The sequence below is a fragment of the Peribacillus sp. AS_2 genome, from assembly GCF_026891895.1.
GTDB classification, from domain to species: Bacteria; Bacillota; Bacilli; order Bacillales; family DSM-1321; genus Peribacillus; species Peribacillus frigoritolerans.
On record NZ_JAPTGA010000002.1, the window covers coordinates 491,679 to 505,710 of the forward strand.

Here is a 14,032-nt window from a genome sequence, read left to right on the forward strand (position 1 = left end):
CGGCTTCATACCCTGTTTTCAACACTATAAGGAACCAAGGGTAACATATATGCTTCCATGCTTCTGCCCCCGTCACTATTCCTTATTCATCCCCCTACATAATTTCCCAGATAAATAACACCCACTTTCCCAACCATGACAAGGGATCCGTCACAATAATCAGTAAATTCAAAGCTTATGGAAAGGTCAGTACAGAAGGAAATTTATTAAAAGCAATATAATTGAAATGAATAATTAATCCATCAGTGTCGACTAACCTGCAAAAACAGGCGTATGTATAAATGGACATATAAACCTATACCGAACCTGCAGAAGGAATGACTTTGCCAACATTACATAACCGTACGCCGGGAAAAGCATTACCATGAAAGCTCCCGGGCACCATACTAAGCGACATATTCTTGCCCTAAGCGCTGAATACATGTTGCTAACGCCATGAACGGAAATAGACAACAAGCAATAGCATTAATGACCTCTTCATTTCTCATCAGGCATATAACACCCTCCCTCGTGTAATGAAACAGTAGAATAAATTCACTGTGCTTTTTCAAATTGGAATAACGGAGGGGATTCCGTAAACCATTTTGTCCGATATAGAAGATAAACAATCCCAATTACCGCCCAGACTATTCCTAAAATCAAGGAACTCATCTCGAGATTAAGCCAAAGGATGAAGACCGAAGCCGCGCCTAAAACCGGGGACAGAATAGTTGAAAGAAAACCTTTAATCGTTCTGAAGCTTTTGTTTCTTATCGAATGGACGATTACACAAATATTCACGAAGGTAAAAGCGATTAATGCCCCAAAGTTTATGAGGGAAGTGGCCGTAACCAAATCAAGGAATAAGGCAACCAGTGATATCGACCCGACAAAAATGACATTAAAAAATGGCGTGTTGTACTTGGGGTGGACAAACCCAAATAGTTTTTTCGGAATCATTTGGTCACGCCCCATGACATATAGCAACCTAGAAACACTAGCGTGAGATGCAAGACCGGAGGCAAGCGTACCGCATAAGGTTCCTGCAAGAAAGAATGCCTGAAATAACTTCCCGCCCACGAAAAGGGCAATTTCCGGAGAAGCTGCTTCAGGATCGCTAAAACGGGAAACATCCGGGAAAAATAACTGTGTAAAGACTGATGCCGTCACGAATAAAACCCCTCCAATCAGGGCAGTCAAAAAGATGGCCCGGGGGACCGTTTTGGATGGATTCGGTGTTTCTTCCGATAAAGTAGTGACTGCGTCAAATCCCAAAAAAGAAAAACAAAGGATTGTAGCACCAGTTATGAGCGACGAGATTTCCATATGGGGCCCGATGAATGGATGAACCGACAAGACCTCTCCAGTCCCTTCTCCACCCATGACTCCTTTAACGACAAGTGCCCCAAAAATGATGATGACCAACATTTGAAAAAAAACCAGGAAGCTATTAAAGTTGGCCGCAAAATTAACATTGAATAAGTTAATGACTGTCATTAAAAGGACAAATGCCACCACCCATATCCACGGGTATACTTCCGGAAAAAGAGCAGTTAAGTATATTTTTGTCAAAATGCCGTTCACCATCGGTAAAAATAAATAGTCAAGTAACGAAGACCACCCGACGAGGAAGCCTAAATGCGAACTGATCGTTTTTTGTGTGTACGTATAGGATGAACCTGCCTGCGGATATATTTTAACCATTTTTCCATAACTGGCTGCTGTAAACAACATTGCCAAAAGAGCAATGATATAAGCGGTCGGCACATGCCCCCCGGTTTTTTCGGAAACTATCCCGAATGTATCAAAAACAACCATCGGCGTCATATATCCAACACCGAGCAATACGATATGCCACAAGTTTAATGACCTTTTCAGATTACCTGTTTGCATGTATCATTCCCCTTCCTTTTATGCGAGAAAAGTTAAGACAAACTTTCCTAGCCTCCCTTATAAATTGTTGGTCTTATTACACTTCGCAATTTTCATACCAAAAAAAAGGGTCGATTTTTAACAAAAAACAAGGAAATATGTAGAATGTTCTATGCAAATTTGAATAATCTATTCAATTATTCATAAACAGAAGATTTTTTGCCAATAAAAAAAGCAGAAGATATTTAAATATCTTCTGCTCATTTGACTAAATCCCCCGTGCCGAGGTCAAATTACTAGTTTACTTTCGTTGCATTGTATGCTGATACACGGCAAGGCGCATCATCAAATGCCTAATTTAATGAAATTCTTTTATGAAAATCAACAGATTGGAGATTAATCCTGCTGCCTGCTATCCAATATGTTAAAAAGTTCTTCCATCTCATTCGTTTTTGAACGATTCATCAAAAGGTCAACTGCCTTTTTCACTTCTTCCCCATTGAATAAAACATCGTACAGGGCTTCGGTGATCGGCATATTCACTTCGTACTTTTGGGCTAGTTGATAGGCTGCTTTAGTGGTTCTGACACCTTCAACGACCATACCCATGTTTTCCAAAACTTCTTCAAGCTTTTGCCCTTTACCAAGCATATTCCCAGCTCTCCAATTACGGGAATGAACGCTTGTACAAGTGACGATCAAGTCGCCAATTCCAGCTAAACCTGAAAACGTTAGTGGGTTAGCCCCCATGGCCACCCCTAGACGGGATATTTCAGCCAACCCTCGAGTCATTAATGCAGCCTTGGCATTATCCCCATAGCCTAAACCATCCGTGATGCCGGCAGCTAAAGCGATGATGTTCTTTAAAGCCCCTCCGATTTCAACACCAATCAAGTCCGGATTCGTATATACACGGAAATTATTATTGATAAAGATGTCCTGAACCCTTTCGGCAGCTTTCATATTCTTTGAAGAAACGGCAACTGTTGTCGGGTGACGTAAACTGACTTCTTCTGCATGGCTCGGTCCTGAAAGAACCACTATATCCTTAAGCCATTCTGACGAAGAGACTTCTTCAATCATTTCCGATATACGAAGCAGGGAATCAGGTTCAATTCCCTTACTCACATGAACGATTGTCAACGGTTTATCATGAGCCTCTTCAATCTGGCCAAGCACTTCCCGGTAGGCTTTTGTCGGAACAGCCAAGATTATTATTTCAATCCCGGCCAATGCTTCCTTAATGGAAGAATAACCTTTAATCCCCAAAGGCAATTCAATCCCAGGCAAGTATTTTTCATTCGTATGATTTTGATTGATTTCATCGATTTGTTTTTGGTTATGTCCCCATAATCTCACTTCATGCTGGTTATCAGCGATTACAAGCGCTAAGGCAGTCCCCCAGCTCCCAGCTCCAATCACTGCGATACTTTCTTTTTCTTTTACCACGGTATAACCACCTTTACTATTTTCTCTGGCGTCCAAAAATTCGTATTGGTGTTCCTTCAAAACCAAAGGCATCCCTAATTCGATTTTCTAAAAATCTCTCATATGAGAAATGCAATAACTCCGGATCGTTAACGAATACGACGAAAGTTGGCGGCTTGATGGCTACCTGTGTCGTATAGTAAATTTTCAAACGGTTTCCATTATGAGTCGGTGTCGGATTCATTGCCACGGCATCCATTACCACTTCATTCAATACATTTGTCTGAACCCGGATAGCATGGTTCTCACTAGCCTGATCAATGACCGGTATTAAGGTATGTGTCCGTTTTTTCGTTAAGGCAGAAAGATAAATGATTGGCGCATAATCCAAGAACAGGAAATGAGCACGGATCTTTTCTTCAAAATCCTTCATCGTTTTTTCATCTTTCTCGATGGCATCCCACTTATTGACGACGATGATGACCGCCCTACCCGCTTCATGGGCATATCCCGCAATTTTCTTATCCTGCTCACGAATTCCTTCTTCAGCGTTCAGGACTACAAGAACAACGTCTGAACGTTCAATTGCCCTTAATGCACGAAGTACGCTATATTTTTCCGTACTTTCATACACCTTGCCTTTTTTCCGCATCCCTGCTGTATCAATAATGACATACTCTTTGCCATTATACTTATACGGAGAGTCAATTGCGTCACGAGTCGTACCTTCAATATCACTGACAATGACGCGTTCTTCACCTAACAATGCATTGACCAGAGAAGATTTACCTACGTTCGGTCTTCCAATCAAACTGAATTTAATGACATCATCAGCATAATCCGGGCCGTCAAATTTAGGGAAATGTTTAGCCGCTTCATCCAGAAGGTCACCAAGACCAAGTCCATGAGACCCGGAGATCGGGAATGGATCGCCAAAACCTAACGCATAGAAATCATAAATTTGATCTTTCATTTCTGGGTTATCGACTTTATTTACTGCAAGGACAACCGGCTTTCTTGATTTATAGAGTATCTTTGCGACCTCTTCATCAGCAGCCGTTACACCTTCACGACCATTCGTCATAAAAATTATCACATCAGCTTCGTCAATGGCAATTTCAGCCTGCTGGCGAATTTGTTCTAGGAACGGCTCGTCACCGATATCAATTCCACCTGTATCAATAATGTTGAAATCATGTGTCAACCATTCACCCGAACTATAAATCCTGTCCCGGGTCACTCCTGGAACGTCTTCAACAATCGAAACCCGTTCTCCAACTATTCTATTAAAGATTGTCGATTTTCCCACGTTCGGACGACCGACTATCGCAATTACCGGTTTTGGCATTGCTATTCACCCTTTCTGCTACTATATCTCTGTCAAAGTCACGAAATTCATGAATGCATTTATTACGGTTGCTTTGCATTATTGATTTTCATAATTTCCTTTTAAAGGAAAAGGTTGTATTCATCATCATTTAAAGGAATCTTTCATCAGTAAGGATAATCCCAACTGATGTTCAGTTAAACTCATCAGGTATTCACGGGCGGTTTGTCCACTTGACGCCCCGGTTCCTTAGGTGACATGAAGCCGAACCCTCTGCATGCTAAAACTTGATTCTAAACAGCCCAAAAAAATGAAGAAAGCTTCGGCATACGGCTTCCTTTTTAATTGTTTAGAGCATTTTACGATTTATCTACAGACCTCTAACTATCCTATAGTAACAAATTTCTCGCCAATCAACAATGATTGTATGAATAAAAGCCTTCCAATTCCAATTGGTTCCATTTATATTTCTGCCTTTTGATAAAACAGCTAATACCCCATACTAATTTTCTCCATACTCATTGATTAAAATTCTCTTTTCCTTGTTTTGATAAAAATCTCGAATGGGAAATTGTATAAATGTATTGGCCAACCAGTTCCAACATTCTCCACAGTATGTTTGCTCCCAATACCAGCACGGCATTATCATGCCATGCGTAAGCAAGGGCCACATAAGGTAAAGAGTGGTAAGCAAGTAATCCGGAATATATGATATCTCCCAGCAGCATCCCAATTAAAAGGACGAACAATCGATGTTTCCAATTTTTAAAAAGTAATAATATAAGATAATTCAGGAAAATACACAATAGATAAGAAGGTTTCATTATGAGCCATATCGGATCAAGTAAAGAAAAAAGTTGAAAACTCGCATAGGCGAGAGTGATAATAAGACTTCCGCTGATCAGTTCCATCATCTTGATGATTGATTTCTTCCTAATATATACACACAGAATAAAGAAAAGATACGGTCCGCTCAAATGCACGGAAACCAACGGGGACTCCAGTTTATAGCCCGCTAATACCATTACGGCTAATAGATGAAAAAGAAAATCAAAACGAAAGGGAACCGTTTTCGGAATAAAATACATGACAATGACCCAAACTATCCATGAAATCCAATAAAATATAATTCCATCCATGCAGCGTCCCCCCTTTTAGGAACATTATGGGTTGTTTATTCAAAGTATAAACGTTAAGCACGGCATTTAATGAGGAAACCTTACCCCATTCATTTAAAAAGGAGGTGTGAACATGGGAAAAGATCGACAAGAGAAGAAATTAAGAGAAAGTAAACGGGTGGAGTCCGACAGGGACCAATCACTGGGTCATAAAGGGGCAACAAGAATGGAAAGCCCTGAAGAGGCACGAAAAAGGAATAGTTAAGTCTATCCATGAACAAAAAGGAAGCATCTCCATTCGATCCAATGAGATGCTTCCTTTTTGTGGTCATTCATTTAGCATACGCGGAACAATCAATGCCTCTTTGAGATAACCAATGATAGGTATTTCCTTTGATGACTAATTTCGATTTTCTTAGCTCTGAGATATTACCGCATCCAAGTGCAGTCATGATGACCTTTAAATCTTCATGTATGTAATGTATTTCTTTAATCAAATGCTCCAAGCCCAACTCTTTATAGATCTTGAGGAAATGTCCAGCCAATCCGACACCTTTCGCTCCTAGCGCCAGGCTTTTTGTAATTTCCAAAGGGCTTTGAATGCCACCCGACCCAATGACTGAAAGCTGTGGTGAAACATTCACTGCTTCGACAATCGAAGCGGCTGTCGGTATGCCCCATTCATTAAAATATCCGAGTATTTTTGCTCGTCTTTCATTCTCGATTTTAGCAAAATTCGTTCCGCCAAACCCGCCTACATCAATGATTGAAACACCTACGGAATGTAATTGCCGTACCGTTTCCATACTCATCCCAAATCCAACTTCTTTTACGATGACAGGAATTCCGATCGTTTCATTGATTTTTTCTATTCTCGAAAGGGTACCCGCAAAATCCCTGTCCCCTTCAGGCATCGTCAATTCTTGGATGACGTTAATATGTATTTGAAGGGCATCGGCCCCGATCATTTCGCTTGCCCGCTTAGCCTGATCGACTGTTGCTTCACCACCGAGATTACCAATCAACACACCATCAGGATTTTCCTTCCTTACAACTCTGAAAGAAGCTTGCTGGCTAGGATCCTTGATGGCTGCCATTTGCGATCCTACCGCCATGGCGATTCCCGTTTCCCTTGCAGCAATGGCGAGGTCACCATTCAATTTTTCCGTTTCAGGGCCTCCGCCTCCGGTCATGGCATTTATAAAAATTGGCGAACTTAATTCAAGTTCGCCAACTTCTGCTGTGAGGTTCACATTATTCAAGGAAATACCTGGTAAGCTTTGGTGAATAAACGAAATATCTTCTAGTCCGGTTTGATGCTGCTGTCCTGTCTTAAGCGCAAATTCTATATGATCTAATTTTCGTTGTTTTCTCTCCAAGGCCATCACCATTATTATCTTATTTTAGTTTTTTCAATTGATCACCGATCATTTCACCTAACTGAAAACCCTTCGATTCTTCAGGCATCTCATAATCTGATGTGTTGTAATTGGATTGAGGTTCTTCAAGTTCCTTGATGCTCAATGATAAACGCTGATCCGTTTCATTGACTTCCAGCACTTTCACTTCGACAGACTGGCCTTCTTTAAGTACTTCTTGCGGTGTGGCAATATGCTTGTGTGAAATTTGTGATATATGGACAAGCCCTTCTACGCCTGGAAAAATTTCCACGAATGCACCAAAAGAAACAAGGCGTTTGACGATACCTTCCAGTTTAGAGCCTTTGGCAGCTTTTTCTGCAATTCCTGCCCAAGGTCCAGGAAGGGTATCCTTGATGGAAAGTGAAATCCTTTCATTATCACGATCGATGGATAGCACTTTCACCTGCACCTTATCCCCTTCGGACACGACATCGGATGCCTTGTCGACATGCTGATGGGAAAGCTGGGAAATGTGGACAAGGCCGTCTACGCCACCAATATCCACGAACGCACCAAAATCGGTAATCCTTTGGACCACACCCTCAAGCACTTGCCCGCTTTCAATCTTATCCAAGACGTTTGCTTTTTGCTTTTCCTTTTGGTCCTGGACCACTGCCCGATGTGAGAGGATTAAGCGATTTTTGTCTTTCTCAAGTTCAACGATCTTGAATGTTAAAGTTTTGTTTTTGTAATCAGAAAAGTCTTCAACGAAATAGTCTTCTACTAGAGAAGCTGGAACAAAACCACGTACGCCTAGATCTACGACAAGCCCGCCTTTGACGACATCTTTAACTTCAGCCTCAAATACGTCTCCATTTTCAAATTTCAATTCCAGGTCATCCCATGCCTTAAGAGCGTCAATTTTACGTTTTGATAGAATGAGAGCTTCTTCTTCGACTTTAATGACTTCCAGCTCCAATGCATCACCTTCCGAAACGGCATCTGACGCCTTTTCGACATGCAGGCTTGAAAGCTCACTGATAGGTATGATTCCATCAGTCTTGCTGTTTTCCACATCGACAATGACCTGTTTTTCTTCTACCTTTGAAACGGTTGCTTTAACTTGATCCCCAACTTTGTAATTGTTCACTTCTACTTGGTTCATATCTTCTGTCATTACTAACTCCTCCTTAACCCATGACTGATCAGCAAATTTCCTCTTCATCGGCCACATATTTTATTTAAAGTGGTTCAATAAAAACACTTTCCTAATAAAGATAAAAACAGTTTTTTTTAGAGTAATAAAGTTATATTCCTTTTCATCGGCAATAAGGAACAATACCCTTATTTTATAAATTCTAACAAAATCAGAAAATTGTCAAGTATGAAGGACTATTTATGCTCGGAAATCAATTTCCCAATATGCTCCATGATGATCTTGGTGGCTTCATCGGCTGATATTTTCTGTTCACGATATTCGGTAAAATTTATTGGAGGACCGTAAACGACCTTCAATGGACGTAAAAATTTATATGGGCCGATGATTGCACACGGTATGATAATGGCATCAGACCGCAACGCAAAAAATCCTGCCCCCGCCAAACCTTCTCCCAATTGACCAGTCTTGCTTCTGGTTCCCTCGGGAAACAGACCAATCGCCTTGCCCTCCTTCAAAAGCTTTAAGCCTTTCCTAAGGGATTCCCGATCGCTATTGCCACGTTTCACGGGAAATGCATTTACTCTTGGTAATATACCCTTTAAAACAGGTGCATGAAACAACTCTTCTTTCGCCATGAAATGAATATCTCTTGGAGATGTCATGCCAACTACGGGCGGATCCAAATTATCAATGTGATTGGCACAGATCAATACTCCGCCCTCTTTAGGGATATGTTCCTTTCCGAGTGTTTTAACCCTAAACGAAGGCGTTAAAACGCCTTTTACGATGTTCTTGGCAAATGTGTAAAAATCCAATGTCATCTTTTCCTCTCTTCTATTAAAGACATGATACTTTCTGCAACTTCCTGAATCGATAATGAGGTCGTATCGATTTCGATAGCATCCGCTGCCTTTTTCAATGGCGATACCTCGCGTTCGGAGTCCAGCTTGTCCCTTGTTGCGATTTCTTCCCTTAATTTTTCGATATCTGAAGGAAAACCTTTCAATATATTTTCCTGATGCCTCCGCTGTGCCCTTTCATCCACAGAAGCGATTAGAAATACCTTTACTTCGGCGTTTGGTAACACATGCGTACCGATGTCCCTGCCATCCATGACGACACCGCCATTTTCACCTAAGATTTGCTGCCTGCGAACCAATTCCTCCCGGATGCTCCGGTGCTTGGCCACTTCCGAAACGGAACCAGTCACTTCATTGTTCCTGATTTGGGCTGTCACGTCCTCGTTATCCAAGAAAACCAACTGCCCATTTTCACTAGGTCTTAATTCGATTTCCGTATTGATGAGAACTTCTGATAATGCTTGTTCATCATTAAGGAGAATCTTTTGATTAAGGGCCTTATAGGTAATGGCCCTATACATTGCCCCTGTATCCACATATATGTAATTGAACTTTTCTGCAACAATTTTAGCAACCGTGCTTTTTCCAGCAGCAGCTGGTCCATCGATTGCGACTGATAATTTTTTTTTCATAAATCCTCCCAAGAATCCTACAATCATGCTGATTATTTAGTACCTTTTCATTTTATCACAACTAGCGGGAAAATCATTAATAAAAGGGATGTGTACGATCAAAATCACCTTTGTTCTTTTTTTGATCCCAACAGCCATCAAACGTTATCCTTTTACTAAAAATCTTCTTACAAAAAAAAGCGGGTATCACCGCTTTTACTTATGGGGCCCATTGAATGTTTCAATGATTTTCGTATAATTATTGCTGGTGACACCTTCATACCTCGAGAGCTTGGTCAAATCAAAGATTTGCTCCTCCCTGCTCAAAAGGAATTGGAAAAAAAATAAGCAGGCCAATTGGATGATGATCACTTTAATTAATAGTCTTTCAAATGTTTTCATATAAGCCGCCGCACCCTCCATCCGTTTATATTAGCAGTATGGATGGAATCGCTGTTTTTCATTCAATCAAGTTAAACATGCAAACCTTTTTTCTTTAAATCCACCTGCTTTTCAAATATAAACCTCATTAATGTCTGTATATCATTTTTTGAAGGTTCACGAAATTGGACGTGCAGCAGCATATTTCCATGCTCTTTTCCGTTACGCGAATGACTTTGCTTTTAACCTTAAATAATGAAACTCACCTGATTTCATCGTAAGCGGCACCCACGGGTATAATTGCGAAACCGATTGAATTGCAGTGCCTCTTAAAAGCCTTATGGAAACTCCGCCAGCGCTGATATCCTCCGTTAATGTGCGAAAAGGGGTAGACTCGGAATGTTCTGGATGAATGGCCGTATCCAAGGTTACATCCAGGAGTACGAATTTGCCTCCACTGGATTTTAACAAACGTTTCTGCTTCGGGCAGCAATAGTTGCATCATAGGTATTCTACCTTTCACTTTTCCAGGCACTTCAGACTCGAATACATAAACAGCATGCTCTTCATTGGAAAATGTAACATTGAATTGTGTCCCATCCATAAGGAATGCAATTTTTCCAGTCTCTACATCGATGGGAAAGTCCGTATAGAAACAACCCGTTCCCATTTCTACAAACATTCATTTGAACTTTTCCTTCTGTGGTATGTATTTCGGTTCGAGTATTGATATATCACCAATTTTAAACATCGTCGTCCACGTCCTATTCGATAGGAGGAAACCACATAATACCTCTACGGCCCATATAATCCAATAATCCTGAAGTTATTATGTCATAAGAAAAAGGGAAAGTGACTAAGCACATTTCCCTACAACTTATAATTGGCGATTGTTTTAAATTAAATTCTCATATACCGGTTCGGAATTCTTTAATTTTTCCACCTTTTCTTCTTGACCGGTATCTGCATTAATGAAAATACGGTAGGTATCGTCTTTAATCGTACCGAGAAATTCATAACAAAGAACTTCTTCACCAATATCATTGGTGATTAACGCCTTTCCTTCTTCCATTATTTTTACGTTGCTGTTGATTTTGTCCTTTGCTTCTTTCTCGGATATGTTCGGATTCCCTACTTCCCTGGTTTTATGTGATTTTAAATACTCATCAGCTGAAAAACCTATAACGGATCCATCATCCAATGCGATTTTGACCTTGACTGAATCTGGGTAAATCTTGACTCCATTTTCTGATGTTACGAAATTCAATAATGCGATATTATCGTATTGAGCACTTTCAAATAATTCAAGTGAACTGAAATCATGTTCCTTTAAAAAAGCTTCGGCTTTTGTATGGGCTTGATTCAAATCAATATTTGTTTTGTTCACGTCTCTATTATTGATATACCAAATAGGGTAACCGCCTTTTTTTGTCAAATCCATATTCAATTCAGTATCTGAATCTTTATCGAGGATGCTCACACTATAAAATCCATAATCGGAACCTTTTCCATTTTCCTCCACATTCACCTTCAAATTTTTGCTTTTTGAGTGTGCATAGTTTTTTGCTGTCGCGATTGCTTCTTCTTTCGTAATGGTTTCACCTTGCAAATTTTTGAAGTTTTCATCCCTCTGTTGTGCAGAAGTAAAAGTCGGGTTCATCTCATTTGTTTCCCCGTAACCAGATACTTTTTTCTCTACCGTCTTTAATCCGTCAATGATAGTGTTATCCGAATTTTCTTTCCCTGATGCAAGAGCCATCTCGACATCCATCCATCTTAAATTGTTTTTAAGGACTAGATACTGCACTTTCCTTAACTCGCCCTGGATGTCTCCTGCCTGTGTGTACAAGGATTGCAGTGTCGCATATTCCTTATCATCCAATGGTTCTTTTTCAAGGTCCCTTACCGCTGTTTTATAACTGAAGTCCGCAATTTTCGATAAAAATTCCTCTGTCTTGTTAAAAGGAAGCAAGGTCAATGGCAACTGCCCGACATCACTCTGGGCTTCGGAAGTGATACGCCAAACATCTGTTAACGCCGGACTTAATGAATAACGTGAATTCATGGCCAAAGTACTGCCGACCTTATCGTGCAATAAATCCACTTGATAGCTTAAATCATGAAAGGCACGCTGATACGTATTTTCCGCGTTGATTAATACAGCATTTTTTTCCTTATGTTCTTGATAACCCCAGAATGCAGTTCCCGCAACAACTACAACAAGCAGGGCAATCACTATATTCCTGATCATTTTCCTTCACCTCTTTACTTACAAAAGATATGTTTTCCGATTCTTTTAATTTGTTCCCTTGACCAGATCCATTTACTTGTTGCCGTATCGGGATTAAAGTAATATTCTGCATTACCGCTTGGATCCCACCCATTGATAGCATCCACCACGGCTTCTTTCGCCCTTTCGTTCGGTGTAAGCCAAATCTGTCCATCCGCAACAGCCGTAAACGCCCCAGGCTCAAAAATCACTCCCGAAATGGTATTAGGAAATGCGGCACTTTCCACCCTATTCAGGATTACAGCTGCAACGGCAACCTGACCTGTATATGGCTCCCCTCGCGCCTCTCCATAAACGGCATTGGCCATCAGCTGTATATCGTTTTGAGAATAACCCCCTGGAAGATTGGCAGATGTCGTTGGTTTGGAGGGGGCTTTTCCGGTAGCGGTCCCTCCAGTTCCATTTCCTTTCGCTTTTACCTGTTTCTCAATGGGGACCCCCCCAAAATAGGTAAACTCGTTTCCTTTATTGATTTGCTCATGAACCCATGCTTTATTGAAATTAGACGCATTCGCTAACTTCTGTTTTGTTGTAGTCCCTGCTAAACCATCGATTGGCAGCCCGAAATCTTGTTGAAAGTTTCGAAGTGCCCAATAAGTGCCCCATCCATAGGCTCCATCAATCTTTCCGTTATAGTAACCGATGTTTTGCAGGCGTGCCTGCAGTTCAATTACATCATCTCCAACCGCACCTTTTTGAATGATTTGGCTCGAAAAGGCATTTGTTCTTGTTTCCGGGTAAATTCCGAAACATATAGTTATACACGAAAACAGCAAAAGCCATTTCCATTTTGACGAAATTCCTTTCATCAAAAACACTCCTCTTTTTCTTGAATTAATGTAATTCTATTTTCTTCTTTACTGGCTTTTTTATTCCAAACATAAAAAAAACGGAGCGGGCAAAATATGCCAGCACTCCATTTTTTGATAGTATTCGTCATTTGCTAAGGTAGTGATTCTGTGAAAGTTTTTCTGCGTGAAAGTCGGACAACAAACGTGCTTTCTTTACTTTTTTCATGCCTAACCACCATAGATAAATCATGAATGGCATAATAAAGTACACCCAAAATTTTTGGGAAACCAAAATATAATCGTAAACCCCATGTAACGAAATTGGTATGATCAATGCCAATAATAAATAGACCCTATTATTCGAAGCCGAAAATTTCGCCTTGCCCAAATAATATCCCATGATCACACCGAACAAAGCGTGACTGGATACAGGGAGAACGGCCCTGAGAAAAGCGTGTTCCACCCCGTTGGCCAGCAGGTATAAAATATTCTCCATTGTGGCGAATCCAAGGGAGACTGCAGCTCCGTAAACAATTCCATCATATGGCTCATCGAATGCCACATGCTGATAAATAACGTAAATGAGTATGAACCACTTGAAGAATTCCTCAAGCAGTGCAGCCCATAAAAAAGCATTTGCTAAATCCGTATTCAAGACTTGTTCGGTTTCGAGCACATACTGTATGAACATAATCGGCAATACAAGAAAAACACCGAATATAAATGTTTTGACCACAACCGATATCGGTTCGGTCTCATATTGATCTTTCAAATAGAAATAGCTCAGTAGCGCCAATCCTGGCGCAATAGCCGCTGACAACATGACCAGCATTAGCTGACCCTCTTTTCATCTTC

The 14,032-nt window shown here is 40.6% G+C and carries 14 protein-coding genes; 1 reads left to right on the top strand and 13 read right to left on the bottom strand.

The genetic code is table 11. From position 1 onward, the window contains the following. Nucleotides 1-534: 534 nt before the first annotated feature. The 4 genes from OTG27_RS05165 to OTG27_RS05180 all read right to left on the bottom strand — a co-directional run bounded on the left by OTG27_RS05165 (nucleotide 535) and on the right by OTG27_RS05180 (nucleotide 5,745). Nucleotides 535-1,872 (bottom strand): APC family permease, encoded by a 1,338-nt coding sequence (locus tag OTG27_RS05165; protein WP_268936403.1) that lies wholly within the window; start codon nucleotides 1,870-1,872, stop codon nucleotides 535-537. 375 nt (nucleotides 1,873-2,247) lie between these two features. Continuing rightward, nucleotides 2,248-3,300: an NAD(P)H-dependent glycerol-3-phosphate dehydrogenase gene (locus OTG27_RS05170; protein ID WP_034308035.1), complete on the bottom strand. Its 1,053-nt coding sequence runs from the start codon at nucleotides 3,298-3,300 to the stop codon at nucleotides 2,248-2,250. A gap of 16 nt (nucleotides 3,301-3,316) precedes the next feature. After that, nucleotides 3,317-4,627 (bottom strand): ribosome biogenesis GTPase Der, encoded by a 1,311-nt coding sequence (gene der / locus OTG27_RS05175; RefSeq protein WP_034308039.1) that lies wholly within the window; start codon nucleotides 4,625-4,627, stop codon nucleotides 3,317-3,319. 497 nt (nucleotides 4,628-5,124) lie between these two features. After that, entirely contained in the window at nucleotides 5,125-5,745 is a 621-nt protein-coding gene (locus OTG27_RS05180; protein WP_063575741.1) for a YphA family membrane protein, read from the bottom strand. A 112-nt stretch (nucleotides 5,746-5,857) separates the two neighbouring features. Here OTG27_RS05180 and OTG27_RS05185 point away from each other — a divergent pair, with 112 nt between their 5' ends. Then, nucleotides 5,858-5,989, top strand: coding sequence for a YpzI family protein (locus OTG27_RS05185; RefSeq protein WP_065311210.1), 132 nt, complete (start codon nucleotides 5,858-5,860; stop codon nucleotides 5,987-5,989). A gap of 67 nt (nucleotides 5,990-6,056) precedes the next feature. On the opposite strand, the gene fni is transcribed toward OTG27_RS05185, so the two are convergent. The 9 genes from fni to prsW form a co-directional block, all read right to left on the bottom strand. Next, complete coding sequence (gene fni, locus OTG27_RS05190; RefSeq protein ID WP_268936404.1) at nucleotides 6,057-7,103, bottom strand: type 2 isopentenyl-diphosphate Delta-isomerase; 1,047 nt, start codon at nucleotides 7,101-7,103, stop codon at nucleotides 6,057-6,059. A 19-nt stretch (nucleotides 7,104-7,122) separates the two neighbouring features. Further along, nucleotides 7,123-8,262, bottom strand: a complete 1,140-nt coding sequence (gene rpsA, locus OTG27_RS05195; RefSeq protein ID WP_034308045.1) for a 30S ribosomal protein S1 — start codon at nucleotides 8,260-8,262, stop codon at nucleotides 7,123-7,125. 215 nt (nucleotides 8,263-8,477) lie between these two features. Next, a complete protein-coding gene (locus tag OTG27_RS05200) occupies nucleotides 8,478-9,065 on the bottom strand; it encodes a lysophospholipid acyltransferase family protein (protein ID WP_268936405.1) in 588 nt (195 codons plus the stop codon). Further along, nucleotides 9,062-9,736 carry a (d)CMP kinase gene (gene cmk, locus OTG27_RS05205; protein WP_057276282.1) on the bottom strand — a complete coding sequence of 225 codons (675 nt, stop codon included), beginning with the start codon at nucleotides 9,734-9,736 and terminating at the stop codon, nucleotides 9,062-9,064. The genes OTG27_RS05200 and cmk overlap by 4 nt, the downstream gene beginning before the upstream one ends. Nucleotides 9,737-9,931: 195 nt before the next feature. After that, complete coding sequence (locus OTG27_RS05210; RefSeq protein ID WP_098865327.1) at nucleotides 9,932-10,117, bottom strand: YpfB family protein; 186 nt, start codon at nucleotides 10,115-10,117, stop codon at nucleotides 9,932-9,934. A gap of 241 nt (nucleotides 10,118-10,358) precedes the next feature. Continuing rightward, nucleotides 10,359-10,778: a flagellar brake protein gene (locus OTG27_RS05215; RefSeq protein ID WP_268936406.1), complete on the bottom strand. Its 420-nt coding sequence runs from the start codon at nucleotides 10,776-10,778 to the stop codon at nucleotides 10,359-10,361. 213 nt (nucleotides 10,779-10,991) lie between these two features. Then, a complete protein-coding gene (gene ypeB / locus OTG27_RS05220) occupies nucleotides 10,992-12,347 on the bottom strand; it encodes a germination protein YpeB (RefSeq protein ID WP_034308052.1) in 1,356 nt (451 codons plus the stop codon). Between the two features lie 14 nt (nucleotides 12,348-12,361). Next, the gene (gene sleB / locus OTG27_RS05225; protein ID WP_374941240.1) at nucleotides 12,362-13,186 is read right to left on the bottom strand and encodes a spore cortex-lytic enzyme; all 825 of its coding nucleotides are present in this window, start codon (nucleotides 13,184-13,186) and stop codon (nucleotides 12,362-12,364) included. Between the two features lie 136 nt (nucleotides 13,187-13,322). Continuing rightward, on the bottom strand, nucleotides 13,323-14,009 hold the full coding sequence (gene prsW / locus OTG27_RS05230; protein WP_268936407.1) for a glutamic-type intramembrane protease PrsW: 687 nt from the start codon (nucleotides 14,007-14,009) through the stop codon (nucleotides 13,323-13,325). Between the last annotated feature and the right edge of the window lie 23 nt (nucleotides 14,010-14,032).